This window comes from Streptomyces sp. NPDC031426 (assembly GCF_055581585.1).
Map to the genome: position 1 here is coordinate 21,039 of NZ_JBVIJE010000015.1, position 25,900 is coordinate 46,938.

A 25,900-nucleotide genomic window follows, 5' to 3' on the forward strand; every position below is an offset into this window, starting at 1 on the left:
GTCACGCTCTCAGGCGCAGGCCGCGCGGTGTCGCCACGAAGCCCGCTGCTTCGAGAAGGGTGCCTATGGGCGAGGTCAGGGCCTGGGCGCCGTTGATCCGCTCGACCGTGACCGTGCCGAGGGAACTCGCGCGGGCCGCCGCGGCCAGGGCCTGCGCGGCCGTACGGAGCCGGGGGTCGTCCGGGGCAGCGGTGTCCGGGCCGGCGGGCCAGGCCAGCAGGGTCTTGCCGCCGCGCTCCATGTACAACGTCAGCTCGCCTTCCACCAGGACGACCAGCGAGCCCGCCTTGCGGCCCGGCTTGTGCCCGGCACCGGTCGGCGGCTCGGGCCAGGACAGGGCGGCGCCATACGCGTTGGCGGGATCGGCCGCGGCGAGGACCACGGCAAGTGGGTCGGGTGCGGCCGTGCCCGTACGACCACTGCCATAACCCCGGTGCGCCGGTGAGCCGTAGGCGCCGGCTCCGCCGCCTCTGGGGCCGCCGTAGCCGGGGGAGGCGAAGGGGTCGGCGAGGTCGCGGGGCGAGACATAGTCGCCGGGGCCGGGCGGGGGGTCTGCCGGTGGCCAGGTGAAGTCGCCGTCGAGGCCGGGGTGGGTGAAACCGCCGTCCGACCCGTCGAAGGCGCCGGGGAGGGGGTGTTCGTGGGGTGGGCCGTCGCCTCCGCCGAAGTCGTTCGGGAACGGCGGTGCGGCGAAGCCGTTCGAGGGACTCGGGAAACCGTTTCCGGGGGCCGCGGCGGTCAGGCTCTCGCCGCGGTCGCGGGCGTTGGACACCGCCCGGAGCCGGTCCACCGCGCCGTCCATGGCGAACTGGGCCGCGCCCAGGCCCTCGACCACATAGCCGCGCCGCGCCTGGCCGCTCTCCTCGAACGCGGACAGCACGCGGTACACCGCCGAGAAGCCGCCCTCGACCCCCTCCGCGGCGACCGCCCCGCGGGTGACCACGCCGTGCCGGTCCAGCAGGGTGCGGGCCAGCGCGTGCGCGCGCACGGTGGGGTCCGGCTCGGCCGTCGGGAGCAGTGACCAGCGCCCGGCGACCGTCGGCGGACCGGTACGGGACGCAGTACGCGCGGCGGCCGTCAGGGAGCCGTAGCGCCCGCGCGGGACGGCGCGCTTGGCGCGGTGCGCGGTCGACCCCGCCGTACGGCCCGAGCCCAGCAGGGAGCGCATCGGCGCGAGGGTGTCGTTGGTGAGCCGGCCCGACCAGGCCAGATCCCAGAGCGCATCGGCCAGTTGGGGGTCGGTGACGTCGGGGTGGGTGGTGGCACGGACCTGGTCGGCGATCTGGCGGAAGAACAGGCCGTAGCCACCGGAGAGGGCGTCCAGTACGGACTGGTGGAGCGCGGTCAGCTCCAGGGGATGGGGCGGCGGGAGCAACAGCGGGGCCGCGTCCGCCAGATAGAGGGAGACCCAGCCGTCCTTGCCGGGCAGCGCGCCCGCGCCGGACCACACCACTTCGCCGGCGGCCGTCAACTCGTCGAGCATCGCGGGCGTGTAGTTCGCCACGCGGGAGGGCAGGACCAGCTTCTCCAGCGCGGAGGCGGGCACGGAGGCGCCCTGCAACTGCTCGACGGCGCGCACCAGTCCGTCGACGCCGCGCAGACCGTGCCCCTTGCCGATGTGCTGCCACTGGGGCAGGAACTGGGCGAGCGCGGCCGGTGGCACGGGCTCCAGCTCATGGCGCAGGGCCGCCAGGGAACGGCGGCGCAGACGGCGCAGTACGGTCGCGTCGCACCACTCCTGGCCGATGCCCGCCGGGTGGAACTCGCCCTGCACCACTCGGCCGCTCGCGGCGAGCCGTTGCAGGGCGCCCTCGGTGACCGCCACGCCCAGGCCGAAGCGGGCCGCGGCCGTGGCCGACGTGAACGGGCCGTGGGTGCGGGCGTACCGGGCGAGGAGATCGCCCAGCGGGTCCTTGACCGGCTCGGTGAAGGCCTCGGGCACGCCGACCGGCAGTGCCGTGCCGAGCGCGTCGCGCAGCCGGCCCGCGTCCTCGACCGCCGCCCAGTGGTCGGCGCCGGCGATCCGGACCTTGATGGCGCGGCGGGCGCCGACCAGCTCGCGCGCCCACTGCGCATCCGCGCCCCGCGCGACCAGCTCGGCGTCGGTCAGCGGGCCGAGCAGCCGCAGTACGTCGGCGACGCCTTCCACGTCCTTGACCCGGCGGTCCTCGGTGAGCCACTGCAGCTCGCGCTCCAGCTCGGTCAGCACCTCGGCATCGAGCAGTTCGCGCAGCTCCGCCTGGCCCAGCAGCTCGGCCAGCAGCCGGGAGTCCAGGGACAGCGCGGCGGCGCGGCGCTCGGCGAGCGGGGAGTCGCCCTCGTACAGGAACTGGGCGACGTACCCGAAGAGGAGGGAGCGGGCGAAGGGGGACGGCTCCGGGGTGGTGACCTCGACCAGGCGTACCTTGCGGGACTCGATGTCGCCCATCAGCTCCGTGAGCCCGGGGACGTCGAAGACGTCCTGGAGGCATTCGCGGACGGCCTCCAGGACGATCGGGAACGAGCCGAACTCGCTCGCCACCTGGAGAAGTTGGGCAGCGCGCTGGCGCTGTTGCCACAGCGGGGTGCGCTTGCCGGGGTTGCGGCGCGGCAGCAGCAGCGCGCGGGCGGCGCACTCGCGGAACCGGGAGGCGAACAGGGCGGAGCCGCCGACCTGGTCGGTGACGATCTGGTCGACCTCGCCCTTGTCGAAGGCGACGTCCGCCGCGCCGACGGGCGCCTGCTCGGCGTCGTACTCCGTCCCGGCCTTCATCGGTGCCTGGTCGAGCAGGTCCAGGCCCATCAGGTCGGCGTCGGGCAGGCGCAGCACGATGCCGTCGTCGGCGTGCATGACCTGCGCGTCCATGCCGTACCGCTCGGACAGGCGGGCGCCGAGCGCGAGGGCCCACGGGGCGTGCACCTGGGCGCCGAAGGGTGAGTGCACGACGACCCGCCAGTCGCCCAGCTCGTCACGGAAGCGCTCCACGACGATCGTGCGGTCGTCCGGGACATGGCCGCAGGCCTCGCGCTGCTCGTCCAGGTACGACAGCACGTTGTCCGCCGCCCAGACGTCCAGGCCCGCCGCGAGCAGCCGCAGCCGGGCGTCGTCCTTGGGCAGCGAGCCGACCTCGCGCAGGAACGCGCCCACCGCGCGGCCCAGTTCGAGCGGGCGGCCCAGCTGGTCGCCCTTCCAGAAGGGCAGCCGGCCCGGCACGCCGGGCGCGGGGGAGACCAGGACCCGGTCACGGGTGATGTCCTCGATGCGCCAGGAACTCGTGCCCAGCGTGAAGACGTCGCCCACCCGGGACTCGTAGACCATCTCCTCGTCCAGCTCGCCGACCCGGCCGCCGCCCTTCTTGGGGTCGGAACCGGCGAGGAAGACCCCGAACAGGCCGCGGTCGGGGATCGTGCCGCCGGAGGTGACGGCCAGGCGCTGGGCACCCGGGCGGCCGGTGATCTCGCCGGTCACGCGGTCCCACACCACGCGCGGACGCAGCTCCGCGAACGCGTCGGACGGATAGCGGCCCGCGAGCATGTCGAGGACCGCCGTGAACGCCGACTCGGGCAGCGAGGCGAAGGGGGCCGCACGGCGGACCACGGCGAGCAGGTCGTCGAACTGCCAGGTGTCCAGGGCCGTCATCGCGACCAGTTGCTGCGCTAGCACGTCGAGCGGGTTCGCCGGCACCTTCAGCGACTCGATCGAGCCCGTGCGCATCCGCTCGGTGACCACGGCCGCCTGGACGAGGTCGCCGCGGTACTTGGGGAAGACGACACCGGTGGAGATGGCGCCCACCTGGTGCCCCGCGCGGCCGACGCGCTGGAGACCGGAGGCGACCGAGGGCGGCGACTCGACCTGCACGACCAGGTCGACGGCGCCCATGTCGATGCCCAGCTCCAGGCTGGACGTGGCGACCACGGCGGGCAGGCGGCCCGCCTTCAGATCCTCCTCGACCAGGGCGCGCTGCTCCTTGGAGACCGAGCCGTGGTGCGCGCGGGCGATCACCGGGGGTGCGCCCTGGGCCGCGCCGGAGCCGCCCATCAGCTGGGCCGGCGCGTGGTGCTCGTCCAGGGTCTCGCCGGTCGCCCGTTCGTAGGCGATCTCGTTGAGCCGGTTGCACAGCCGCTCGGCGAGCCGCCGGGAGTTGGCGAAGACGATCGTGGAGCGGTGGGACTGGACCAGGTCGGCGATCCGCTCCTCCACATGCGGCCAGATCGACGGCCGCTCCCCGCCCTCGGCAGCGTCCGTCGCCGGGGAGCCGCCCAGTCCGCCCATGTCCTCGACCGGGACGACCACGGAAAGGTCGAACTCTTTGCCGGACTCCGGCTGAACGATCTCCACCTTGCGCCGGGGCGAGAGATACCGGGCCACCTCGTCCACCGGACGGACCGTCGCCGACAGGCCGATCCGGCGGGCCGGCTTCGGCAGCAGCTCGTCGAGTCGCTCCAGGGAGAGCGCGAGGTGGGCGCCGCGCTTGGTGCCCGCGACCGCGTGCACCTCGTCCAGGATCACCGTCTCCACGCCCGTGAGCGCGTCGCGCGTGGCCGAGGTCAGCATCAGGAACAGCGACTCGGGGGTGGTGATCAGGATGTCCGGCGGGCGGGTGGACAGGGCGCGCCGCTCGGCCGCCGGGGTGTCGCCGGAGCGGATGCCGACCCTGACCTCGGGCTCGGGCAGGCCCAGGCGCACGGATTCCTGTCGGATGCCGGTCAGCGGGCTGCGGAGGTTGCGCTCGACGTCGACCGCGAGGGCCTTCAGCGGGGACACGTAGAGCACCCGGCAGCGCTTCCTCGGGTCGGCCGGGGGCGGGGTCGCGGCCAGCTGGTCCAGGGCGGCGAGGAACGCGGCCAGCGTCTTGCCCGAGCCTGTCGGGGCCACCACCAGCACGTCCGAGCCCGCACCGATGGCCCGCCACGCGCCGGCCTGGGCCGCGGTGGGCGCGGAGAACGCCCCCGTGAACCAGCCGCGGGTCGCGGGTGAGAAGCCGTCGAGGGCTCGGTGTGCGGAGCTGACCATGCGTCCATGTTGCACCCGGCCACTGACAATCACCCTGACCTGGGCAAACGCCGTGCGGCAGGGAGTGGGCCCCGGGGCGCGGTCGCGGGCAGTGATGTAGTGGCGGCTGCGGGACTGTGGGACGGGGAGCGGGCCGCGGGGGGTGCGGGCGGTGGGCGGAGAATGGACGCATGGCGGGTGCGGCTCGGCGGGGCGAGCAACGGACGGGCGGGGAGACGGGCGGGCGTCGGCCGGTGGAGCGTGCGCGGCACTGGCGGTACGACGACCTGCCGGGCGTGGACCTCCTGCGGGCCCGGTACATCCACAAGACCTTCGTCCGGCACACCCACGAGCACTTCGTGATCGCGGCCATAGCCGACGGCGTCGAGGTCTTCCACCACCGCGGCTCCGACGTGTCCGCGGGCGCGGGAGCCCTCGCCCTGGTCAACCCCGACACCGCTCACACCGGGCGCGCCGGCGTCCCCGAGGGCTGGCGGTACGGCGCGGTCTACCCCTCGCCCGAGGTGGTCGCCGCGATCGCCGCCGAGACCACCACCATCCGGGGCACGCCGGGTTTCGTCAGTCCCGTCCTCGACGACCCCTACACCGTCCGCCTGGTCCACCAGGTGCTGCGCGCCGCCGACGAGGGCAACGCGCTGGCCGCCGACACCCTGCTGCGGGTCGCCGTGACGAGACTGCTGCGACTGAACGGCGGACCGCTGCCCCAGCGGCCGGTCCGCACGGCCGGAGCCGGTATCGCGGCACGCGCGCGTGCGGTGCTGGACGAGCGGATGGCCGAGCCGCCGACCCTGGAACGGCTGGCTGCCGACCTCGGCACCAGCCCGTTCGCGCTCCTGCGGGCGTTCCGTGACGCGTACGGCATGCCGCCGCACACCTGGCTGACCGACGCCCGCGTGCGCCGCGCGCGGCTCCTGCTGGACGCGGGGTCGCCCCCCGCCGAGGCGGCGACCGCGGTCGGCTTCACCGACCAGCCGCACCTCAACCGGCACTTCACCCGGATCATCGGCGTGCCCCCGGGCGCCTACCAGCGCGAGCGCAGGAACACCGGCGAGCCGAAGAACATGCGCGGGCGCAAGAACGTACAAGACCCGGGGTGAGGGACGTCCGTACCGTCTGCGGCGTGGCACAGCAGACAGCACTCGCGGACATGACCGCCGACGGCGCGGACAAGTCCGACCGGGCCGTCGTACGGGACGCCCTCGGGGTCGGCGTCGCCGTCGGCCTGTCCGGATTCGCCTTCGGGGTGACCTCGGCCGGCAGCGGGCTCGGACTGCTCCAGACCTGCGCGCTCAGCCTCCTGGTCTTCACCGGCGCATCCCAGTTCGCCCTGGTCGGAGCGCTCGCCGCGGGAGGCAGTCCGTTCACGGCGGCCGCCGGCGCCTTCTTCCTCGGCGTGCGCAACGCCTTCTACGGGCTGCGGCTGTCGCAGCTGCTCGGCCTCCCGCGCGGGGTACGGCCGTTCGCCGCCCAGTGGGTGATCGACGAGACCACGGCGGTCACCCTGGCCCAGCCGACCCGGCGCGCCCGGCGGATCGGCTTCACCGTCACCGGGCTCACGCTGTACGCGCTCTGGAACCTCACCACGCTGCTCGGCGCGCTCGGCGCCAAGGCGATCGGCGACACGCGCGCGTGGGGGCTGGACGCGGCCGGGCCCGCCGTGTTCCTGGCGCTGCTCGCGCCGATGCTGCGGACGGCCACCGAGCGCGCGGTCGCCGGCCTGGCGGTCCTGCTGGGCCTCGGTCTGCTGCCCGTCCTCCCGGCCGGCGTCCCGGTCCTGGTGGCGGCCCTGGCGGCACCGATCGCTCTGGTCGCCGAGGGACGCAGAAGGCCACGCGGCCCACAGGGCGAGCCGGTGAGCGGACCGAACGGCGGCGCCGCAGCGGAGGAGGACCGGTGAACACCTGGACAGCGATCGCCTTGACCGCCTTCGGCTGCTACGCCGTCAAGCTCGCCGGGCTGCTGGTGCCCGCGGGCGCCATGGAGCGACCGTTCGTACGGCGGCTCGCCGCCCTGCTGCCCGTCGCCCTCCTCGCCGCGCTCACGGCTCAGCAGACGTTCGCCGACGGGCACGGTCTCGTGCTGGACGCACGGGTCGCGGGGCTCGGCGCGGCCGCCGTGGCGCTCGTGCTGCGTGCGCCGTTCCTGCTGGTCGTCGCGGCGGCCGTGATCGTGACGGCGGGCGTACGGGCCCTCGGCGGATGACGCGGGACCGACGCGGGCCGACGCGGCTCACGGGGGCGGTTCCGCGCGCGAACCGGTCGGGCCCGGACGCCGGGCGGGCGGCCGTACGCCACCGGCTCACCCGACGAAACGGCCGTACGCCCGCAGGGTGCGCAGTGCCTCGATCGTCACCCGGGGGCGTGCCTCCAGTGCGGGGGCCGGTGCCCACTGGTGCCACCGGATCGGCCAGCCGCCGTCGTCCTGCTGCTCGGCGGCCAGGTGGTCCAGGGACCGTGCCATCTCGTCGTCCGTGAACCACGCGCGCGCGAGTGAGTCCGGAGTCCTGGCGAAGTCGTGCGGGAAGTGATGCTCGCCCGGAGCGTAACCGGGCGCGACCGGATACGCGTCGAGCCGGTCCGGCTCCAGGGCCGCGAGCCGCTGCTCCCGCACCAGGCGGCCGAGCCGGTCCGCGGCGGCCTCAGCGCGCGAGCGGTCGGGAGCGGAGTCCAGGAAGGCCACGGCGGCCTCCACCTCGTACGGATGGGACTTCTCCAGGGACTCCACGGCCTGCCAGCAGAAGTCGGTGGCCCGGAACAGCCAGGCGTGCCACACCTCGTTGCCGTGCAGCAGCCCCACCACCGGTCCCGTGGCGAGCAGCGCGCTGGGAGGGTCGTCGACGACCGGGACGAACGGTGCCACCGGATATCCGCGCTGGCTGGGATGGATCGCCGGCAGGGCGCCGTCCGCGGTGGAGATCGAGGTCAGATAGCGGCACACGCGCTCGACCCGCTGCCCGCCGCAGCGCCCGATGTCGTCCAGGACGCGCAGCGCGTGCGCAGAGTGCAGGGGCTGGCTCACGGGGCCGCGCAGATCGGGCTCCAGCGCGTGCCCGTACCCGCCGTCCTCGTTGCGGTAGGCGTCCAGTGCCGCTTCGACCGCGTCCGGGGTGCCGTGCAGGAAGTGGTACGCGAAGAGGCGCTGCTCCAGCACGCGCGCGGTGAGCCACACGAAGTGCTCGGCGCGGAAGAGCGGGGAGCGCGCCGGGGGCGTGGAAGGGAGTGGGGAAGCTCCTGTTTCGGCCATGCGTCAGACCGTAGGACGGAAAGCGGTCTCGGCAAGCGCTCCCGGCCGGGGCCCACCCCCAGGGGCGGGATACTGGAGTCATGCGGTTGACGGTCTTCTGGCAGCGGATGGCGGAACACTTCGGTCCGGGGTACGCCGACACCTTCGCGCGCGATCACGTCATGTCCGAGCTGGGCGGGCGCACGGTGCACGAGGCGCTGAACGCCGGCTGGGACGCGAAGGACGTGTGGCGCGTGGTCTGCACGGTCATGAACGTGCCGGGCGAGCGGCGCTGACGCGCTGCCTGGAAGCTTCCGATTCGTCCGTGAAGAGACCGGCCGTACGGCACCGATCGGTCACGAAGATCGCAGGTGGGCGCCGGTTGTCGGTGGCGTGGGCGAGACTTGGCCGGTGGCACCGATTGACGAGGACAACGAGTCGCTGACCGGGGACGCGGCAGCGACCGGCACGACACGGCCCGAGCGGCCCACGGCTCCCGACGCCGTCGCCGCGGTCGGCCGCATGCCGCGCTGGCTGCCGCGCGCCATGGTGCTCGCGCTCGCGTTGATCGCCGCGTTCCAGCTCGGCAGCTGGGCCTTCCACCAGCTGACCGGTCTGTTGATCAACATATTGATCGCGTTCTTCCTGGCCCTCGCGATAGAGCCCGCGGTGAGCCGGATGGCCGCCCGCGGCATGCGCCGGGGGCTGGCCACCTTCCTGGTCTTCCTCGGGCTGACGATCGCCGTCGCCGGGTTCGTCACCCTGCTCGGCTCCATGCTGGCCGGCCAGATCATCAAGATGGTCGAGGGCTTCCCGGACTACCTTGACTCGCTCATCAACTGGATCAACGAGAGCTTCCACACCGAGCTGCGGCGGGTGGACGTCCAGGAGGGCCTGCTCCACTCCGACTGGCTGCGCAAGTACGCGCAGAACAGCGCCGCCGGTGTCCTCGACGTCTCCGCACAGGTGCTCGGCGGGCTGTTCCAGATGCTGACGGTGGGGCTGTTCTCCTTCTACTTCGCGGCCGACGGTCCCCGGCTGCGCCGCGCCCTGTGCTCCGTCCTGCCGCCCGCACGTCAGGCCGAGGTGCTGCGCGCCTGGGAGATCGCCGTCGACAAGACGGGCGGCTACCTCTACTCGCGCGGCCTGATGGCGCTCATCTCCGGCATCGCCCACTACATCCTGCTCCTGGCCCTCGGCGTGCCGTACGCGCCCGTGCTCGGCGTCTGGGTGGGCCTGGTCTCGCAGTTCATCCCGACCATCGGCACCTATCTCGCCGGCGCGCTGCCGATGCTGATCGCGTTCACCGTCGACCCCTGGTACGCGGTGTGGGTGCTGGCCTTCGTGGTGGTCTACCAGCAGTTCGAGAACTACATGCTCCAGCCCAAGCTGACCGCCAGGACCGTCGACATCCACCCCGCGGTCGCCTTCGGCTCGGTCATCGCCGGCACCGCGCTGCTGGGCGCCGTCGGCGCGCTGATCGCCATCCCGGCGGTGGCCACCCTCCAGGCGTTCCTCGGGGCGTATGTGAAGCGCTACGCCGTCACGGACGACCCCAGGGTGCACGGGCACCGGAGCCGGGGCCCGGGCGGTGCCGGGGTGCTGGCGCGGATACGCCGACCGCGGGCCGTGCAGCCCGAGCCGGAGGAGTCGTCGTAGGGCGGTGCGCCTCGGAAACGCCGCGGGCCGGTGACCGGAGAGGCACGGGGTGGGCCGGTGCCGCCTGGGTCCCGTCATCGGTACGTCAGCACCGCCCACACTCCCGCTGCGGCGACGGCCGCCGTATAGCAGCCGACCGCTGTGGCCACGATCCGACGGCGTGTCCGTTCGCTCCAGGGCGAGCGGGACAGCAGCCAGGCCAGCGCGGGCAGGGCGAGCACGGCGTGCAGGCTCACGCCGTGCAGGGGCTTGAGCGGGGCCGTCGAACGGTACGCGGCCTCCTGATGGCCGGTGCGGGTCAGTACGACCCCGCGCGCGATCATCGCCGCCCCGGAGGCCAGTGCCACCAGCAGGATCGCGAACCCGGAGCGGACCGCGAGCGGCATTCCGGCCGGGCCTGTCGGCCGGTGCCGGGAGGACGCGACGGCGAACACCGTGAGCAGGGCGACCAGGACACCGCCGCCGACCGCGAGGGTCATGGACACCGCCGCGTCGAAGGGGGTCTCCATGTTCAGGTGCGAGGGCACCCTGCGCCACGCCTGGAGGGTGATCCCGCCGGCCTCCACCACGCAGTCGGCGGCGAGGACGAGCAGCAGGGCCGAGCGCAGCCTCGGGCCGACGTGCAGATACGACGTGACCCATGTGATCGCGATGAGCGTCAGCCCGAAGGACAGTCCGAACGTGACGGGCTTGCGCCAGGAGACAGGGCCGACCCACGGGCCCCCGTCCACCGCGAACACGCCCAGGTGCCCGAGACCGGACAGGACGAGAAGCAGCCCCGTCGCATGACAGAGGCGGTCGACGGCGCGCGGATTGTTCATGGGCCAAGGCTCCCGGGAGCGGCACGCCCGGTCGTCGTCCGGCCGAAGACACCCGCCGTACGCCGCCGGGAGTAGCGGTGCGGGGCGCCGGAGCACGGGTTCCGGGCACCGGGTGGTGTGCTTGACACCAAAATCGAACATCCATTCTTATGGAGGCTCAGGCGAGGCTTTGGCGGTGGATTTCGCCCCGTTTTGCGGGAAGAAGTCCCAGGGTTATCCACAGGCTGGGCCTGCGTCGGGGCGCATTGTCAGTGGCAGGCGTTAGCGTCTTTGACGTGAAGCGATCGACTCAAGCAAACCGGGTGGAACCCATGGCAGGAACCGACCGCGAGAAGGCGCTCGACGCCGCGCTCGCGCAGATTGAACGGCAATTCGGCAAGGGCGCGGTCATGCGCATGGGCGAGCGGTCGAAGGAGCCCATCGAGGTCATCCCGACCGGGTCGACCGCGCTCGACGTCGCCCTCGGCGTCGGTGGCCTGCCGCGTGGCCGTGTCGTCGAGATCTACGGCCCGGAGTCCTCGGGTAAGACGACCCTGACCCTGCACGCCGTGGCCAACGCCCAGAAGGCCGGCGGTCAGGTCGCCTTCGTGGACGCGGAGCACGCCCTCGACCCCGAGTACGCGCGCAAGCTCGGCGTCGACATCGACAACCTGATCCTCTCCCAGCCCGACAACGGCGAGCAGGCCCTGGAGATCGTGGACATGCTGGTCCGCTCCGGTGCCCTCGACCTGATCGTCATCGACTCCGTCGCCGCGCTCGTCCCGCGCGCGGAGATCGAGGGCGAGATGGGCGACAGCCACGTCGGTCTCCAGGCCCGGCTGATGAGCCAGGCCCTGCGGAAGATCACCAGCGCGCTCAACCAGTCCAAGACCACCGCGATCTTCATCAACCAGCTCCGCGAGAAGATCGGCGTGATGTTCGGCTCCCCGGAGACCACGACTGGTGGCCGCGCGCTGAAGTTCTACGCCTCGGTGCGTATCGACATCCGCCGCATCGAGACCCTGAAGGACGGCACGGAGGCGGTCGGCAACCGCACCCGCTGCAAGGTCGTGAAGAACAAGGTCGCCCCGCCCTTCAAGCAGGCCGAGTTCGACATCCTCTACGGCCAGGGCATCAGCCGCGAGGGCGGCCTGATCGACATGGGCGTGGAGCACGGCTTCGTCCGCAAGGCCGGTGCCTGGTACACGTACGAGGGCGACCAGCTCGGCCAGGGCAAGGAGAACGCGCGCAACTTCCTCAAGGACAACCCCGATCTGGCCAACGAGATCGAGAAGAAGATCAAGGAGAAGCTGGGCGTCGGTGTCCGGCCGGAGGAGCCCGCCGCCGAGCCGGGCGGGGACGCCGCGGTCACCGCCGCGGCCGCCGACGACGCCAAGGCGGCGCCCGCCCCGGCAGCCGCCAAGGCCACCAAGCCCAAGGCCGCCGCAGCCAAGAGCTGACCCGTGACACGACGAACCGACTGGGCCGAGTACGAGTACGCCACCCCCGGTGCCCCACGGGGGAGGGGCACCGGGGGCCACCCGGGCGCCGCCCCGGGCAGCGACGACGGATACCCGGACGACGGTTACGAGGGTCACGACGAGTACCGCGGCACCGGCGGGTACGGGGATGCCGGCGGCGCCCACCGGGGTGACACGGGCGACGAGCCGTACGGGGGCGGCTCGCCCGGCCGGCGCTCCCGAGGCGGCGTCGGCCCGCGGGGCGAGCGCGGGCGCGGCCGACGGCGGCGCGGCTTCGGGGACGCGCCCGAGGAGGACGAAGGCGCCCCTTCCTCGTCGAGGGCCGAGCGGGGGGAGTCTTCAGGGGACCCGGCTGAGCGGGCACGGGCGATCTGCCTGCGCCTGCTCACCGGGACCCCGCGCACCCGCAAGCAACTCGCGGACGCCCTGCGCAAGCGGGAGATCCCCGAGGACGTGGCCGAGGAGGTGCTGTCGCGGTTCGAGGAGGTCGGGCTGATCGACGACAGCGCGTTCGCCGACGCCTGGGTGGAGTCCCGGCACCATGGCAGGGGGCTTGCGCGCCGGGCGCTCGCCCAGGAGCTGCGCACCAAAGGGGTCGACAAGACCCTGATCGACGAGGCCGTCTCCCAGCTCGACTCCGAGCAGGAGGAGGCGACGGCCCGCGAACTCGTGGACCGCAAACTGCGCGCCACCCGTGGCCTCGACCGTGACAAGCGGCTCCGCCGGCTCGCCGGGATGCTCGCCCGCAAGGGCTACCCCGAGGGCATGGCCCTCCGTGTCGTCCGCCAGGCCCTGGAGGAAGAGGGCGAGGACACGGACTTCCTGGGAGAAGGCGACTTCTGAGTCTTCGGTGCGCAGAGCGGGGAGCCATCGGGTTCTGCGAACCCCTCGCGTCCGCGGTGGGTCAACCGGGCGTTGTCGGCTCCACTGGAAGGCCCTCGGCCCGCCACGCCTGGAAGCCGCCCACGAGGTCCGTGGCCCGGTGCAGGCCCAGTTGCCGGAGGGAAGCGACCGCGAGGCTGGAGGCGTAGCCCTCATTGCAGATCACCACGACGCGCAGGTCGTGGCCGGTTGCCTCGGGGACGCGGTGGCTGCCCTGGGGATCGAGACGCCACTCCAGTTCGTTGCGCTCGATGACGAGAGCGCCGGGGATCAGCCCGTCCCGCTCGCGCAGGGCCGCGTACCGGATGTCGACCAGCAGCGCCTCGCCGGTCCGCGCCGCCTCGTGCGCCTCCCGAGCCTCTATGCGCCGGTAGCCGGCGCGCACCCGCTCCAGCAACTCGTCGATGCCGACCGGGGCTTGACCGATGGTGCCGCTCACTGCCAGTCCTCCGGGCGTTCGACCTGCTCGAGGCGGAGCACATGCCCCGTACGGCTGTAGCGCCGGATGCGCGGCAGGGGCGGGTAGTAGGCGTGCACGGAGATCGCGTGCTCGTCGGGGGACTCGTTGAGGACCTCGTGGACATGGTGGCAGCCGAAGGAGCGGCCCTCGCCCGCGGGCATCCGGCGTGCGCGGTCCACGTCCTCGGTGAGTTCCAGGGTCTTCCAGCCGTCGGTCGGCAGCCGGGCGGCGAGCGAGTTCTCCTTGAGAACGCCCGAGGCGGTGAGGAACGCGCCGACCGAGTCGGCGTGGTCGTGCCAGCCGGTGCCGGTTCCGGGCGGCCAGCCGATGAGCCATGCCTCGCTGCCGCCCGGACCCTGCAGCCGCACCCAGGTGCGGCCCTCCGGGTCGAGCGGAAGGGAGGCGATCAGCTCTGCGTCGGCGGCCGTGCGCCGGACGAAGTCGAGGAGGTCCGCCTGGGTGGGTGCCGAGCCGACGGCAGGGGACACGGGAGCGGGAGAGACAGACACGTACACCGTCCTGAAGCCTGAAGAAGGTTCGCGGAACGGGCGCACCGCGGCGCCCGGACAGGAAGAGGGATGCGAATTCAGCAGGACGGGCGACACACGCAGCCCGCATAGCGGACGAGGTCCATATGGACCCTCCGCCACAGACGCACGCAGGTGTCGGTCATGGTCCGGAGTACAGCATGCCGGTGTACTCCGGTCAACTCACCGTCACCATGTGGACAGAGGGTGACGGGGCTGCGGTCAGCGGGCGGCGGAGGCCGCCTGGGCCGGCTCCTCCTTGGCCGCGCCGCCCACCGCCGCCTCCGCCGCCGCGTAGAGGTCGGCCGGACGAACGCCGCTCAGCGCGGTGATCAGGTGGCCGTCGGGGCGCACGAGCAGCACGCTGTGCGCCGGCGCACCCGGGTAGCTCTCGGCGACCAGCAGTTCGGCGGGGTAGGGCAGCGCGGTCACGGCCGCCGCGAGCCGGGGCATCACTCCGGCGGAGACCCAGTGCTTGCGGTCCCACACCCCCGTGCCGGGCGCGATCAGCACGACGAGCAGGGCGCCGCGGCCGAGCCGGTCGCGCAGTTGAACGAAGGAACCATCCTCCGCGGTGACCCGTACGTCGGTGACGGGTGCTCCGGCCGGGGTGTCGACCGGGATCTCACCCTCCAGATGCCGGGGCGCGAGCGGCGAGTTGGCGTACGCCCCCGGCGCACCGAGCGGCCCGCGCCCCAAGTGACCGTCCATGAGCAGCGCGTCATGGCCGCGCCCCGCTCCCGGGACGATCTGGCGCAGGCCGCCGGCGCCGCGCAGCACCGGCAGCACCTGGTCGGCGGCGCGCAGCCGGGCGGCGACCACCGCGCGCCGTTCGGTCTGGTAGCTGTCCAGCAGCGCCTCGCGCGGGCCGTGGTGCCAGGCCGGGGCCAGCTTCCAGGCGAGGTTGTCGGCGTCCCTGAGGCCCTCGTCCAGCCCCTGGGTGCCGAGCGCGCCGAGCAGATGGGCCGCGTCCCCGGCGAGGAAGACCCGGCCGACGCGCCACCGGCGGGCCAGCCGGTGGTGCACCGTGTGGACACCGGTGTCGAGCAGCTCGTACGCCGGTGTGGAGCCGTCCGTCCAGCCCGCGAGCGTCTCGCGGATCCGGGCCACCAGGATCTCGGGCGTGACCAGGTCCTTGCCCGGTGGCAGCAGCCAGTCCAGGCGCCACACGCCGTCCGGGAGGGGGCGGGCGGTCACCTCCCCGGCCGGGGGCCCGGACTGCCGCCACGGCGGCGTCCGATGGAGCAACGCCCGACCCTGCCACGGAAGTTCCGTGCGCAGCGCGGCGACCGCGTGCCGCTCCACCGCCGTACGGCCGGGGAAGCGGATGTCCTGGAGTTTGCGCACCGTCGAGCGCGGTCCGTCGCAGCCGACCAGGTAACTGCCGCGCCACCAGGTGCCGTTCAGGCCGCGGGTGTGCGCGGTGACGCCGGAACGCTCCTGCTCGATCGAGTCCAGACGGCTGTCCACGGCCACCTTCACCAGTGGCTCGTCGGCGATGGCCGCGCGCAGGGCGCCGCCGAGGACGTGCTGGGCGATGTGCAGCGGGGCGGCGGGGTCCGCCGCCCCGAAGGTGATCTCGCTCATCACCTGCTTGCGCCTGAGGGACCGCCATCCGGCCCAGCGCACACCCTGTTCACCGAGCGCCACCCCGGTCAGCCGCTCCAGCAGGGCGGCCGTGTCCTCGCGCAGGACGACGGTGCGCGCCGGACGGGGTTCGTCCTTGCCGGGGCCCTCGTCCAGGACGACGCACGGCACCTCCTGGCGGGCCAGCGCCAGGGCGAGCGTAAGTCCGACCGGCCCCGCTCCGACGATGATCACCGGGTCCATGACGCGGCGCCCCCTGCCCGTGACGATGCCCTGACGGAGACAAGTGAACAGGAAGGGGGAGCGGGGTGCACGATCACAGAACGTATGCAACCCATTGGCAGAGTTTGCGTCAAGCGACCGGAGGCAGTGGCGATCACGCCACTGCCTCCGGGTGATGCGTTCGGGCCTGACCTGGTGTCAGGCCGCGGTTCCCGTTCCCGCGTGGCCCGCGACGCCCACGGTGTCCTCCACGCCGAGCACTGCCCCGGTCGACTTCTTGCCGCGCCGCAGCCGGCCCTCCAGCCAGCTCGCGAACGAGGTCAGGGAGAAGTTGATGATCACGAAGATCACCGCCACCACCGTGAAGGACGCGATGGTGTTGGCGCCGTAGTAGCCGCTCATCGTGTTCGCCGAAGCGAGCAGTTCGGGGAAGGTGAGGACGGCACCGCCGAGCGCGGTGTCCTTCACGATGACCACGAGCTGGCTGACGATCGCCGGGAGCATCGCGGTGACCGCCTGCGGCAGCAGGATGAGCCGCATCACCTGGCCCTTGCGCAGACCGATCGCCATGGCCGCCTCGGACTGGCCCTTCGGCAGGGCGAGGATGCCCGCGCGGACGATCTCGGCGAGCACGGACGCGTTGTACAGCACCAGGCCGGTGACGACCGCGTACAGCGGACGGTCGTCGGAACTCACGTTGGTGTACTGGCTGTACAGCTCGTTGCCGAAGATCATCAGGACGAGCACCGGAATCGCACGGAAGAACTCGACCACGACCGTCGCCGGTATCCGCACCCACACATGGTCCGAGAGCCGGGCGATGCCGAAGAAGGCGCCCAGCGGAAGCGCGATGACCATCGCCAGGGCCGCCGCCTTCAAGGTGTTCTGCAGACCCGGCCAGATGTACGTCGAGTACGCCTCGGAGCTGAAGAACGGCTTCCACAGCACCCAGTCCAGCTGGCCCTTGTCGTCCAGGGCCTTGTACACCCACCACAGGACGGCCGCTAGGACGACGAGGAAGCCCGCCGTGTACAGGACGTTGCGCCGCTTGGCGCGGGAGCCCTGGGCGTCGTACAGGACCGAACTCATCGCTTCACCGCCACCTTCTTGCTCACCCATCCGAGGATCAGACCCGTCGGCAGGGTCAGGCAGCAGAACCCGAAGGCGATGACTGCCGAGATCGGCAGCAACTGCGCCTCGTTCTCCACCATCTTCTTCATCAGGAGCGCCGCTTCCGCCACGCCGATCGCGGCCGCCACCGTCGTGTTCTTCGTCAAGGCGATCAGGACATTGGTCAGCGGGAGGACGGCCGCGCGAAAGGCCTGCGGCAGCACGATCAGGCCCAGCACCTGGGTGAAGCTCAGGCCGATGGCCCGGGCGGCCTCCGCCTGGCCGACCGGCACCGTGTTGATGCCGGCCCGGATCGCCTCGCACACGAAGGCCGACGTGTAGACGACCAGACCGAGTACGGCCAGCCGGAAGTTGGTCGTGTCGACCTGCTTCGAGCCCATGTCGATGAGCAGCGTCTGGTTGAGCCCGAGCGAGGCGAACAGGATGATCACCGTGAGCGGGATGTTCCGCACGATGTTCACGTAGGCGGTGCCGAAACCGCGCATCAGCGGCACCGGGCCCACCCGCATGGCGGCCAGCAGGGTGCCCCAGACCAGGGAGCCCACGGCCGAGAGCAGCGTGAGCTGCACCGTCGTCCAGAAGGCGCCCAGCACGTCGTACTTGTCAAGAAAGTCGAACACGTCTCCCGCGCTTCCGCGTGTAGGGATGCCCTGGTGCGCCGCCGTCAGGGACGGCGCACCTGCCGGGCGTTTCCTCAGCTCTTGATGTCGCCGATCTTCGGGGCGGGCTCGTACTTGTAGTTGGCCGGGCCGAAGTTCTTCTCCACGGCCGCCTTCCAGGAACCGTCGGAGACCATCTCCTCCAGCGCCTTGTTGATCTTGGCCTTGAGGTCGCTGCCCTTCTTGACGCCGATGCCGTAGTTCTCGTTGGTCATCTTGAAGCCGCCGAGCTTGAACCTGCCCTTGAACTGGGCCTGGGCGGCGTAGCCGGCGAGGATCGAGTCGTCCGTGGTCAGGGCGTCGATCGCCTTGCTCTGCAGACCGGTCAGGCACGCCGAGTACGTCGGGTACTGCTGGAGCTGCGCCTTGGGGGCCAGCTTGTCGTGCACGTTCTGCGCCGAGGTCGAGCCGGTCACCGAGCACAGCTTCTTCTGGTTCAGGTCCGCCGGCGACTTGATGGAGTTGTCGTCCGCGCGGATCAGCACGTCCTGGTGGGCCAGCAGGTACGGGCCGGCGAAGTCGACCTTCGCCTCACGCTTCGGCGTGATCGAGTACGTGGCGGCGATGAAGTCGACGTCCCCGCGCTGCAGCATGGTCTCGCGGTCGGCGCTCTTCGACTCCTTCCACTCGATCTGGTCCGCGCTGTAACCGAGCTTCTTGGCGACATAGGTGGCCACGTCGACGTCGAAGCCCGAGTAGCCCTGCGGGGTCTTCTGGCCGAGGCCCGGCTGGTCGAACTTGATGCCGATGGCGATCTTCTTGCCGCCGCCGGAGGAGCCGTTGTCGTCCTTCTTGCCGCCGCCGCACGCGGTGGCGCCCACGGCGAGCGCGAGTACGGCGGCCGAGGCGGCGGTGACCTTGCGGAGCTTCATGGTGAACGTCCTTTGAGGGAGTGCGGAACGAGGTCCGTTTGGAAAAGGCAACCCACGGCCTGGAAAGGCGACCCAGGGGCGCGGGGCGGCCGGCGTCGTCAGTGGTGCAGGATCTTGGACAGGAAGTCCTTGGCCCGGTCGCTGCGCGGGTTGCTGAAGAACTGGTCGGGCGCAGCCTCTTCGACGATCCGGCCGTCGGCCATGAACACCACACGGTTCGCAGCCGATCGGGCGAAGCCCATCTCGTGGGTGACGACGACCATCGTCATGCCCTCGCGGGCGAGCTGCTGCATGACCTCGAGGACCTCGTTGATCATCTCGGGGTCGAGGGCGGAGGTCGGCTCGTCGAAGAGCATGACCTTCGGATCCATCGCCAGTGCGCGGGCGATGGCGACGCGCTGCTGCTGGCCGCCGGACAGCTGGGCGGGGTACTTGTCGGCCTGGGTGCCCACGCCGACCCGGTCGAGCAGGGACCGGGCCTTGTCCTCGGCCTGCTTCTTGTCCGCCTTGCGGACCTTGAGCTGACCCAGCATCACGTTCTCGAGCACGGTCTTGTGCGCGAAGAGGTTGAAGGACTGGAAGACCATCCCGACGTCCGCCCGCAGCCGCGCCAGTTCCTTGCCCTCCTGGGGCAGGGGCTTGCCGTCGATGGCGATGGTGCCCGAGTCGATCGTCTCCAGACGGTTGATGGTGCGGCAAAGGGTCGACTTTCCGGACCCGGAGGGCCCGATGACCACGACGACCTCGCCGCGGGCGATCGTCAGGTCGATGTCCTGGAGAACGTGCAACGCGCCGAAGTGCTTGTTGACGCTCTTCAGGACGACCAGTTCGCCGGACGTGACCACCTCTTCCTTGGTCACCGATACATTGGTCATCGCTCTCGGGCTCCGTCCTCCTCGGTTTCGGAGGACAGTAGTGAGCGGCTGTGACCTGCGTCATCACATCTGAGGGAGATCTGAGCATCACAATCCGGTAGCTGTCGGACACGGGTCGTGACCCATGCCGCCCCTGCGCGTATCGGCCGGATAACGGAAGCGACGGGCAACCGGAACCCTCTTGACGCCGTCCTAGTCCATCGGCGTCACTGCCATGGTGCACGCGCGCGTGAGCTGTACCGCCCACGTGAATCCAGGACGTACGACCGCTGAACCGGAGGGGGCCGGGATGAGACTGCTGCTCGTCGAGGACGACAACCACGTCGCCGCGGCCCTGTCCGCCGTACTCGCGCGGCACGGCTTCGACGTCACTCATGCGCGCAGCGGCGAGGAGGCCCTGCAGGCGCTCGTCCCCGAGGGCGACGGTTTCGGTGTGGTCCTGCTCGACCTGGGCCTGCCCGACCAGGACGGCTACGAGGTCTGCGGCAAGATCCGCAAACGCACCAGCACCCCGGTGATCATGGTGACGGCCCGCTCCGACGTCCGCTCCCGCATCCACGGGCTCAACCTGGGCGCCGACGACTACGTGGTGAAGCCGTACGACACCGGGGAACTGCTCGCCCGCATCCACGCCGTCAGCCGGCGCACCGTCCACGAGGACCCGGCGGCCGGCGGCGAGAGCGCCCTGCTGCTCGGTCCCGTACGCATCGAACTGCCCACCCGACAGGTCACCGTGGACGGTTCGGTCATCCAACTGACCCGCAAGGAGTTCGATCTGCTCGCCCTGCTCGCGCAGCGCCCCGGGGTGGTCTTCCGGCGGGAGCAGATCATCAGCGAGGTCTGGCGCACCAGTTGGGAGGGCACCGGCCGCACCCTGGAGGTGCACGTCGCCTCCCTGCGCGCCAAACTGCGCATGCCCGCGCTGATCGAGACCGTACGCGGCGTCGGCTACCGGCTCGTCGCCCCGGCCGCCTAGCGGGGACGGGTGCGCACACGGCTCCTGCCGCTGCTCATCGTCCTGATGGCGGCCGTCCTCCTCGCCCTCGGGCTGCCGCTCGCCCTCAGCCTGGCCGCCGCACAGCAGCAGAAGGTCGTCGTCGATCGCATCGACGACACGGCACGCTTCGCGGCGCTCGCCCAGTTCGTCACCGACGCGCCCAGCGGATCGCGCCGCACCAGCACCGACGAGCGCCTGGCGGCCCTGCGCAGCGAACTGGGCAGCTACTACGGTGTCTACGGCATCCGCTCGGGTGTCTTCTACCGCAACGGCTCGGCGATGGCCAACGCCCCCGACGACTGGTTCGTCCCGCGGACGGGGGAGGTGCGGAACGCCTTCGAGGAGGCGCTGCTCAGCCGGCGCAGCCATGACCCGCGGCAGGTGTGGCCGTGGCAGCGCAGCCGGCTGGTCGTGGCCTCGCCGGTGATCCGGGACGGGGACGTCGTGGCGGTCGTCGTCACCGACTCGCCCACCGGGCAGATGCGTTCACGGATCCTCCGCGGCTGGCTGGTCATCGGGGCGGGCGAGATCGCGGCCATGCTGCTGGCCGTCGGCGCGGCGCTGCGGCTGACCGGCTGGGTGCTCAGACCGGTACGGGTCCTGGACGCCACCACCCACGACATCGCCACCGGACGGCTGAAGTCACGGGTCGCGGTCGGTGGCGGGCCGCCGGAACTCAGACGGCTCGCCCGTTCGTTCAACGAGATGGCGGACAACGTCGAGGACGTGCTGGAGCAGCAGCGCGCCTTCGTCGCGGACGCCTCGCACCAGCTGCGCAACCCCCTCGCGGCGCTGCTGCTGCGCATCGAACTGCTCGCCCTCGAACTCCCCCAGGACAACGAGGAGATCGCCTCGGTCCGCACCGAGGGCAAACGCCTCGCACAGGTCCTGGACGACCTGCTGGACCTGGCGCTGGCCGAGCACGCCGAGGCGGACCTGAGGCTGACCGACATCGGCGCCCTCGCCGAGGAGCGGGTCGCCGCCTGGTCTCCGGCCGCCGAGGCCATGGGGGTCCGGCTGACCGGGGACTGCCCGCCCACGACCGCCTGGGCGGACCCGATCACCCTGTCCAGCGCCCTGGACGCGGTGATCGACAACGCCGTGAAGTTCTCCCCCGAGGGCGGCACGGTGGAGGTCACCGTCGCCGCCGACGGCGACAGCTCCACGGTCGTCGTCACCGACACCGGGCCCGGCCTCACCGACGAGGAACTCGCGCGCGTAGGCGACCGGTTCTGGCGCAGCGGCCGCCACCAGAACATCAAGGGCTCGGGCCTCGGCCTGTCCATCGTGCGTGCGTTGCTCATGGCGGGCGGAGGCTCGATCGACTACGCCCACCACGAGCCGCGGGGGCTGCGGGTGACGGTGACCGTGCCTCGGCACGGGGAATCCTGACGCAGCGAGCAGCGGCGATGCCGGAGGCGGCGGCCGGGCCGGGCGGGCACCGCCGCGGGCGGCGGAACGGGGCGCGCCCGGGCTACGGCTTGACCGAGCGGTAGTAGCGCCGGGCGCCCTCCTGCAAGGGCAACGGGTCGGTGTAGATGGCGGTGCGCAGATCGACCAGTTGGGCGGAGTGGACAAGGGCGCCGATGTCGTCGCGGCTCTTGATGACCGTGCGGGTCACCCATTCGGTGAGCCGGGGGTCCATGTCCGCGCGGGTCATCAGGAGGTTGGAGACGGAGATCGTCGGAACCTCGTTGCCCTGCTGCACGGCCGGGTAGGCCGACTCCGGGATGTTGGTGGCCCGGTAGTAGCGCGCCTCCTCGCTCTGGCTGTGCAGCTTGGTGACCAGATCGCCCTCGATCGGTACGAACTTGAAGGCGGCCCTCTGGGCCAGCGCGGCGAGTCCCTTGGTGGGCAGACCGCCCGACCAGAAGAAGGCGTCGATCCTGCGCTGCTCCAGCCGGTCCGGCCCGGTGTCGATGCCGTCCGCGACCGGGGTGATGTCCTTGCGGGGGTCGATGCCGGCGGCCTTGAGCACCCGGTCGGCTATCAGCCGTACCCCGGAGTCGGGCAGCCCGATCGCCACCCGCTTGTGCCGCAGGTCCGCGACGTTTCTGATGTCCGAGTCGCTGCGCACGACGAGGTGGACGTAGTCGTCGTAGAGCCGGGCCACCCCGCGCAGCCGCCCGGCGCCGCCTCCGTGCCGCAACTCGTACGCCTCCACGGCGTCGGCCGCCGCGATGGTGAAGTCGGCCCTGCCGGTCGCCACCCGCTGTACGTTCTCCTGCGAGCCGGCGCTGTTCAGCAGCTTCACCTTCAAGTTGGGCATGTCCTTGGCGAACTCGGCGCGCAGCCGCTCGCCGTACTCCTGGTAGACGCCCCGGGGCGTGCCCGTGCTGAAGACGATCTCCCCGCTCGGCGGCTTCTCGCCCAGCGGCAGCAGCCACCACAGCAGCAGCCCGAGCACCACGGCACCGGCGGCCGTGGCCGGCAGCGCCCGGCGCCTGCTGATACGGGGGAACACCTTGGACATGCGGCGATCCTGCCAGGCCGGGCGCGACGCTGACCAGGGCGGGGTCGGTCCATGGCCCGGAAGTGGACGGAAGGCTCTGTCAGTGGTGGCCGTTACAGTCGTCGCATGAGCACTTCGCCCGCAGACCTCGTCCGAGAGTTCCACCTCGCCTTCGGCCTCGACGCCCGCAGTACGCCGACCGAGGTGGACCCCGAACTGGCCGCGCACCGTGGGGAACTGCTCGCCGAGGAGGCCGCGGAGGTCGCCGAGGTCGCGGTCAACGGCCCGCTGGACAAGCTCGCGCACGAACTGGCGGACGTGGTCTACGTGGCGTACGGCACGGCGCTGGTCCACGGCATCGACCTCGACCAGGTGATCGCCGAGATCCACCGCGCCAACATGAGCAAGCTCGGCCCGGACGGACAGGTCGCCCGCCGGGCCGACGGCAAGGTCCTCAAGGGCGAGCACTACCGGGCGCCGGACGTGTCGGCCGTGCTGCGCCGCCAGGGCTGGATACCGGCGGCGCAGGACAGTTCTGCGCAGGCGGGTGTCTAGAAGGTGCCGCCCGCCAGCTTCCACTCGCGGTTCAGGGTGCCCAGCGGAATGCTCCGCTGGATGACCGGTGTGCCGAAGACGGACAGTTGGAGCCGCAGGGTCCCGGACAGATCGACCCCGCCGTACACGCCCCAGGTGCCCGAGGCCTTCGCCCCGCCGCCCGTGGCGGCGGTGACTGTGCCGGAGGCCTCGCCCCGCAGATACGGCGCCAGGTCGGCGGTGACGCCGACGGTGCCGTAGAGGCCCACCGAGGCCTCGGCGCCGAGTGCCGTCTTCATGTTCCCGGCGGTGGTGACGGAGGCGCGCACGGGCGTGCTCGTCATGTCCGAGGAGCTGACCGGTGTCCAGCCCCTGACCGGGCCGAAGGTGCCGCCCGCCTTGAAGCCGCCCTTGAGGCTCTGCTGGACGTCGACGGTGATCCGTCCGTCGCCGCTGATCTGGACGTAAGCGGTCAGGTCCAGGTTGACGACGACAGGGACCGGGCCGACCTGGAGGACGGGGTCGGCGTGCAGCTTGGCGAACGGGATCCGCAGCGGCGTGCCGGTGGCCGCGGCGGTCCGGCCCTCGACCGCCCAGCCGGAGGTCCAGTCGCCGGACAGGCCGAGGTAGGCGGAGCCGGGCGGGGCATCGGTACCGGCGCCGCCGTAGGCGAAGTCGACCTGCGGGGCGACCTGGACGAAACCGTGCACCGAGGCGGTTGCGGAGACCGGGGCGTTCGGGGCCGTCGGTATGCCGGCGCTCACGTCGAGCCGGAGGCTGCCGAGCGGCACCGTGGCACCCTTCGGGCCGGCGTGCAGGTGGCCGGCCGTCGCCCAGGACACCTTCACACCGGGAAGCAGCTTGTCGACGGCGAAGGACGAGGGGTCGACCGGTACGGCGCCCTTGGCCGTCTCGTCGCCGAGCAGCGCGTTGAGGGTGGCCGGTTCCGTCTGTACCTCGGTCCCGCCGTCCGTCTCGCCGAGCACCTTGGTGACCTTGGCGAGCAGCCCGTGCGGTGCCCCGGGTGCGGGCGCACTGGCGATCACATCACCGACGGAGGTCTTGTGCGGGGCGCTGGACGGGACGGGGGAGGTGGTCGGGGACGAAGAGGATGAACTCCTGTGCGGGACGGGCTTGTTGGACTTGTCGGTGAGGACGGCTCGCCGGGTGCGGCTGTCGTACGAGGTGACGGAGAGCGACGTCCTGTGCGCCCGCTGCCCGGAGCCGGCCGGCCCCCCCGTGGCGGACGCGGCGGTCGTGGCGGTGGTCGCGGGTGCGGCGGCGACGGCGAGCGAGTGGTCCGCACCGTCGGCGGAGCGGTCCGCGACCTCGACCTGCCGGTCGTGCCCCGCGGTGGCCGACGGTCCGGCGTGCGAGGTGGGCGAGGAACAGGCCGCGGCGAGGAAGAGGGTGGTCACGGCGAAGGCGGGCAGCAGGGCACGTCTGTGCCGCATGCGTCTGCGCATGGTCGGTCCTGGGTGAAGTGGGGGGTGGCAGAGAGGTACCGGGCGAGTTGGCTACTAGTTAGTAGAACCGGTCGGTAACTCGTGATCGGCCATGAGCATGCCATGCCCTTGTGCGGGGGGCCCGCACAATCCGGCCACATCTCAAGGTGACCTGCCCCACCGCGAGTTCACGCCACGGCGGGGCCGAAAAACGGTGATGTGAAGCTGGGCCTCAGGGCCCGGCCAGGCCGGTGCCGCCGAGGCGGGTCAGCAGGGCCGACAGCTGTGTGATGTCCTCGGTGTTCAACGCCGGGGCCGCGAAGACCTCGGTGGCGGTCTCCTCGGCCGTCGTGAGCATCTCCTTCAGCCGCCGGCGGCCCGTCCCGGTCAGCGACGCGTACGCCACGCGCGCGTCCCGGGCATCCGCCTCGCGGGTCACCAGTCCGATCCGCTCCAGTGGCGCGAGCCCGCGCGTGACCCCGGAGGCCGTCAGGCCCAGTGCCTCGGCGAGATCGACCCGCCGCATACGGCCGCCGGGCGCCTGGCTCAGCCGTAGCAGCAGGGTGAAGTCGGCGAGGCTCACGCCGTGCAACCCGCTCAGCCGGGAGTCGAAGCGCCGCACGAGCGCCGCCTGGGCCCGTACCAGTCGCAGTGCCGCGTCCAGGGCGTCACTCATGGCCCCTCACCGCCCGCTCCCGGTGTCCTCGGGGCCGCTCATTGCGGTCTCCTTGAGTGCTCAAGTTTATGCGCCGTTCGCACGCGCGGCGCGTCGCTGCCGCTTGCCCATCGGTGCCTGGGAGAGGTCCTCGGCGGTGGAGCGGAGGTTCTTGAAGCCGTAGCCGCGCTCGGTCAGCCAGGCCTTCGCCGCCTCCTCGGCCCGCTCGGTCGCCTCCAGGATGTCCTCCTCTTCCTCCCCGGCGGCGGAGAAACGGAAGACGAAGGCCGACCGGGCGGCGATGTCGTAGGTCAGGTTGCCTTCGGGGGTGAACGCGGCGCGCAGCACGTCGTGTTCGGCGGCGTCGGCCAGCAGTGCGGCCCGCTGTGCGTCGGTGAGACCGTCGAAGGCCCCGCGGACGGTGATCCGGAAAGTGCGAGTGCTCAT

General features: G+C 72.0%; 25 protein-coding genes. 10 read left to right on the top strand and 15 right to left on the bottom strand.

All coding sequences use genetic code 11. From position 1 onward, the window contains the following. Window position 1 precedes the first annotated feature (1 nt). A complete protein-coding gene (locus ACZ5NH_RS28145) occupies window positions 2-4,993 on the bottom strand; it encodes an ATP-dependent helicase (protein WP_468779078.1) in 4,992 nt (1,663 codons plus the stop codon). Between the two features lie 170 nt (window positions 4,994-5,163). Between ACZ5NH_RS28145 and ACZ5NH_RS28150 the strand changes: the two genes are divergently transcribed. Genes ACZ5NH_RS28150 through ACZ5NH_RS28160 form a run of 3 tightly spaced genes read left to right on the top strand, consistent with a single transcriptional unit; the run spans window position 5,164 to window position 7,195 of the window. After that, complete coding sequence (locus tag ACZ5NH_RS28150) at window positions 5,164-6,090, top strand: AraC family transcriptional regulator (RefSeq protein WP_388635649.1); 927 nt, start codon at window positions 5,164-5,166, stop codon at window positions 6,088-6,090. A gap of 23 nt (window positions 6,091-6,113) precedes the next feature. Beyond that, a complete protein-coding gene (locus ACZ5NH_RS28155; RefSeq protein WP_468779081.1) occupies window positions 6,114-6,890 on the top strand; it encodes an AzlC family ABC transporter permease in 777 nt (258 codons plus the stop codon). After that, window positions 6,887-7,195, top strand: coding sequence for an AzlD domain-containing protein (locus tag ACZ5NH_RS28160; protein ID WP_388635653.1), 309 nt, complete (start codon window positions 6,887-6,889; stop codon window positions 7,193-7,195). The genes ACZ5NH_RS28155 and ACZ5NH_RS28160 overlap by 4 nt, the downstream gene beginning before the upstream one ends. Before the next feature lie 96 nt (window positions 7,196-7,291). On the opposite strand, the gene ACZ5NH_RS28165 is transcribed toward ACZ5NH_RS28160, so the two are convergent. Then, entirely contained in the window at window positions 7,292-8,236 is a 945-nt protein-coding gene (locus tag ACZ5NH_RS28165) for a hypothetical protein (protein WP_468779083.1), read from the bottom strand. Window positions 8,237-8,316: 80 nt separating this feature from the next. Here ACZ5NH_RS28165 and ACZ5NH_RS28170 point away from each other — a divergent pair, with 80 nt between their 5' ends. Together ACZ5NH_RS28170 and ACZ5NH_RS28175 are read left to right on the top strand one after the other, a co-directional pair. Further along, a complete protein-coding gene (locus tag ACZ5NH_RS28170; RefSeq protein WP_388635657.1) occupies window positions 8,317-8,511 on the top strand; it encodes a DUF3046 domain-containing protein in 195 nt (64 codons plus the stop codon). Window positions 8,512-8,626: 115 nt separating this feature from the next. Further along, the gene (locus tag ACZ5NH_RS28175; RefSeq protein WP_468779086.1) at window positions 8,627-9,874 is read left to right on the top strand and encodes an AI-2E family transporter; all 1,248 of its coding nucleotides are present in this window, start codon (window positions 8,627-8,629) and stop codon (window positions 9,872-9,874) included. A 74-nt stretch (window positions 9,875-9,948) separates the two neighbouring features. Here ACZ5NH_RS28175 and ACZ5NH_RS28180 read toward each other — a convergent pair whose 3' ends face one another. Continuing rightward, on the bottom strand, window positions 9,949-10,695 hold the full coding sequence (locus tag ACZ5NH_RS28180) for a hypothetical protein (RefSeq protein ID WP_468779088.1): 747 nt from the start codon (window positions 10,693-10,695) through the stop codon (window positions 9,949-9,951). A 311-nt stretch (window positions 10,696-11,006) separates the two neighbouring features. On the opposite strand from ACZ5NH_RS28180, the gene recA reads away from it, so the two are divergent. Then, window positions 11,007-12,134, top strand: a complete 1,128-nt coding sequence (gene recA, locus ACZ5NH_RS28185; RefSeq protein WP_468779090.1) for a recombinase RecA — start codon at window positions 11,007-11,009, stop codon at window positions 12,132-12,134. A 3-nt stretch (window positions 12,135-12,137) separates the two neighbouring features. Further along, window positions 12,138-12,998, top strand: a complete 861-nt coding sequence (gene recX, locus ACZ5NH_RS28190) for a recombination regulator RecX (RefSeq protein WP_468779092.1) — start codon at window positions 12,138-12,140, stop codon at window positions 12,996-12,998. 61 nt (window positions 12,999-13,059) lie between these two features. Here the strand turns inward: recX and ACZ5NH_RS28195 are convergent, their stop codons facing one another. The 8 genes from ACZ5NH_RS28195 to ACZ5NH_RS28230 form a co-directional block, all read right to left on the bottom strand. Continuing rightward, window positions 13,060-13,476: a rhodanese-like domain-containing protein gene (locus tag ACZ5NH_RS28195; protein ID WP_388635667.1), complete on the bottom strand. Its 417-nt coding sequence runs from the start codon at window positions 13,474-13,476 to the stop codon at window positions 13,060-13,062. Further along, a complete protein-coding gene (locus ACZ5NH_RS28200) occupies window positions 13,473-14,006 on the bottom strand; it encodes a cupin domain-containing protein (RefSeq protein WP_468779094.1) in 534 nt (177 codons plus the stop codon). Before ACZ5NH_RS28200 ends, ACZ5NH_RS28195 begins: the two co-directional genes overlap by 4 nt. Before the next feature lie 77 nt (window positions 14,007-14,083). After that, window positions 14,084-14,170, bottom strand: coding sequence for a putative leader peptide (locus ACZ5NH_RS28205; protein ID WP_313960178.1), 87 nt, complete (start codon window positions 14,168-14,170; stop codon window positions 14,084-14,086). A 76-nt stretch (window positions 14,171-14,246) separates the two neighbouring features. Then, window positions 14,247-15,854, bottom strand: a complete 1,608-nt coding sequence (locus ACZ5NH_RS28210; protein WP_468779096.1) for an FAD-dependent monooxygenase — start codon at window positions 15,852-15,854, stop codon at window positions 14,247-14,249. Window positions 15,855-16,031: 177 nt separating this feature from the next. Further along, window positions 16,032-16,922, bottom strand: a complete 891-nt coding sequence (locus ACZ5NH_RS28215; protein ID WP_468779098.1) for an amino acid ABC transporter permease — start codon at window positions 16,920-16,922, stop codon at window positions 16,032-16,034. Next, the gene (locus ACZ5NH_RS28220; RefSeq protein ID WP_388635675.1) at window positions 16,919-17,584 is read right to left on the bottom strand and encodes an amino acid ABC transporter permease; all 666 of its coding nucleotides are present in this window, start codon (window positions 17,582-17,584) and stop codon (window positions 16,919-16,921) included. Before ACZ5NH_RS28220 ends, ACZ5NH_RS28215 begins: the two co-directional genes overlap by 4 nt. Before the next feature lie 74 nt (window positions 17,585-17,658). Beyond that, window positions 17,659-18,495 (bottom strand): glutamate ABC transporter substrate-binding protein, encoded by an 837-nt coding sequence (locus ACZ5NH_RS28225; RefSeq protein ID WP_468779101.1) that lies wholly within the window; start codon window positions 18,493-18,495, stop codon window positions 17,659-17,661. Between the two features lie 98 nt (window positions 18,496-18,593). Next, the gene (locus tag ACZ5NH_RS28230; protein WP_388635679.1) at window positions 18,594-19,370 is read right to left on the bottom strand and encodes an amino acid ABC transporter ATP-binding protein; all 777 of its coding nucleotides are present in this window, start codon (window positions 19,368-19,370) and stop codon (window positions 18,594-18,596) included. Window positions 19,371-19,659: 289 nt separating this feature from the next. Between ACZ5NH_RS28230 and ACZ5NH_RS28235 the strand changes: the two genes are divergently transcribed. Then, the gene (locus ACZ5NH_RS28235) at window positions 19,660-20,346 is read left to right on the top strand and encodes a response regulator transcription factor (protein WP_388635681.1); all 687 of its coding nucleotides are present in this window, start codon (window positions 19,660-19,662) and stop codon (window positions 20,344-20,346) included. A 9-nt stretch (window positions 20,347-20,355) separates the two neighbouring features. Next, entirely contained in the window at window positions 20,356-21,759 is a 1,404-nt protein-coding gene (locus ACZ5NH_RS28240) for a sensor histidine kinase (RefSeq protein ID WP_468779104.1), read from the top strand. Window positions 21,760-21,841: 82 nt separating this feature from the next. Here the strand turns inward: ACZ5NH_RS28240 and ACZ5NH_RS28245 are convergent, their stop codons facing one another. Beyond that, entirely contained in the window at window positions 21,842-22,840 is a 999-nt protein-coding gene (locus ACZ5NH_RS28245; RefSeq protein ID WP_468779106.1) for a TAXI family TRAP transporter solute-binding subunit, read from the bottom strand. A gap of 105 nt (window positions 22,841-22,945) precedes the next feature. Here ACZ5NH_RS28245 and ACZ5NH_RS28250 point away from each other — a divergent pair, with 105 nt between their 5' ends. After that, window positions 22,946-23,374 (top strand): pyrophosphohydrolase domain-containing protein, encoded by a 429-nt coding sequence (locus ACZ5NH_RS28250; protein WP_468779108.1) that lies wholly within the window; start codon window positions 22,946-22,948, stop codon window positions 23,372-23,374. Here the strand turns inward: ACZ5NH_RS28250 and ACZ5NH_RS28255 are convergent. From ACZ5NH_RS28255 to ACZ5NH_RS28265, 3 genes are all read right to left on the bottom strand, one after another. Next, window positions 23,371-24,807 (bottom strand): hypothetical protein, encoded by a 1,437-nt coding sequence (locus tag ACZ5NH_RS28255; protein WP_468779110.1) that lies wholly within the window; start codon window positions 24,805-24,807, stop codon window positions 23,371-23,373. The genes ACZ5NH_RS28250 and ACZ5NH_RS28255 overlap by 4 nt on opposite strands. 223 nt (window positions 24,808-25,030) lie before the next feature. Then, window positions 25,031-25,474 carry a MarR family winged helix-turn-helix transcriptional regulator gene (locus ACZ5NH_RS28260; protein WP_468779112.1) on the bottom strand — a complete coding sequence of 148 codons (444 nt, stop codon included), beginning with the start codon at window positions 25,472-25,474 and terminating at the stop codon, window positions 25,031-25,033. A 66-nt stretch (window positions 25,475-25,540) separates the two neighbouring features. Further along, a complete protein-coding gene (locus ACZ5NH_RS28265; RefSeq protein ID WP_468779114.1) occupies window positions 25,541-25,900 on the bottom strand; it encodes a DUF6204 family protein in 360 nt (119 codons plus the stop codon).

What these genes read in the sequence shown, in the direction of transcription:
- ACZ5NH_RS28235 (WP_388635681.1), top strand. Translation starts at nt 19,660, where the DNA reads ATGAGACTGCTGCTCGTCGAGGACGACAACCACGTCGCCGCGGCCCTG.
- ACZ5NH_RS28255 (WP_468779110.1), bottom strand. Translation starts at nt 24,807, where the DNA reads ATGCGGCACAGACGTGCCCTGCTGCCCGCCTTCGCCGTGACCACCCTC.
- ACZ5NH_RS28225 (WP_468779101.1), bottom strand. Translation starts at nt 18,495, where the DNA reads ATGAAGCTCCGCAAGGTCACCGCCGCCTCGGCCGCCGTACTCGCGCTC.
- ACZ5NH_RS28245 (WP_468779106.1), bottom strand. Translation starts at nt 22,840, where the DNA reads ATGTCCAAGGTGTTCCCCCGTATCAGCAGGCGCCGGGCGCTGCCGGCC.
- ACZ5NH_RS28265 (WP_468779114.1), bottom strand. Translation starts at nt 25,900, where the DNA reads ATGAGCACTCGCACTTTCCGGATCACCGTCCGCGGGGCCTTCGACGGT.
- ACZ5NH_RS28170 (WP_388635657.1), top strand. Translation starts at nt 8,317, where the DNA reads ATGCGGTTGACGGTCTTCTGGCAGCGGATGGCGGAACACTTCGGTCCG.
- ACZ5NH_RS28260 (WP_468779112.1), bottom strand. Translation starts at nt 25,474, where the DNA reads ATGAGTGACGCCCTGGACGCGGCACTGCGACTGGTACGGGCCCAGGCG.
- ACZ5NH_RS28150 (WP_388635649.1), top strand. Translation starts at nt 5,164, where the DNA reads ATGGCGGGTGCGGCTCGGCGGGGCGAGCAACGGACGGGCGGGGAGACG.
- ACZ5NH_RS28210 (WP_468779096.1), bottom strand. Translation starts at nt 15,854, where the DNA reads ATGGACCCGGTGATCATCGTCGGAGCGGGGCCGGTCGGACTTACGCTC.
- recA (WP_468779090.1), top strand. Translation starts at nt 11,007, where the DNA reads ATGGCAGGAACCGACCGCGAGAAGGCGCTCGACGCCGCGCTCGCGCAG.
- ACZ5NH_RS28205 (WP_313960178.1), bottom strand. Translation starts at nt 14,170, where the DNA reads ATGACCGACACCTGCGTGCGTCTGTGGCGGAGGGTCCATATGGACCTC.
- ACZ5NH_RS28165 (WP_468779083.1), bottom strand. Translation starts at nt 8,236, where the DNA reads ATGGCCGAAACAGGAGCTTCCCCACTCCCTTCCACGCCCCCGGCGCGC.
- ACZ5NH_RS28215 (WP_468779098.1), bottom strand. Translation starts at nt 16,922, where the DNA reads ATGAGTTCGGTCCTGTACGACGCCCAGGGCTCCCGCGCCAAGCGGCGC.
- ACZ5NH_RS28230 (WP_388635679.1), bottom strand. Translation starts at nt 19,370, where the DNA reads ATGACCAATGTATCGGTGACCAAGGAAGAGGTGGTCACGTCCGGCGAA.
- ACZ5NH_RS28180 (WP_468779088.1), bottom strand. Translation starts at nt 10,695, where the DNA reads ATGAACAATCCGCGCGCCGTCGACCGCCTCTGTCATGCGACGGGGCTG.
- ACZ5NH_RS28250 (WP_468779108.1), top strand. Translation starts at nt 22,946, where the DNA reads ATGAGCACTTCGCCCGCAGACCTCGTCCGAGAGTTCCACCTCGCCTTC.
- ACZ5NH_RS28145 (WP_468779078.1), bottom strand. Translation starts at nt 4,993, where the DNA reads ATGGTCAGCTCCGCACACCGAGCCCTCGACGGCTTCTCACCCGCGACC.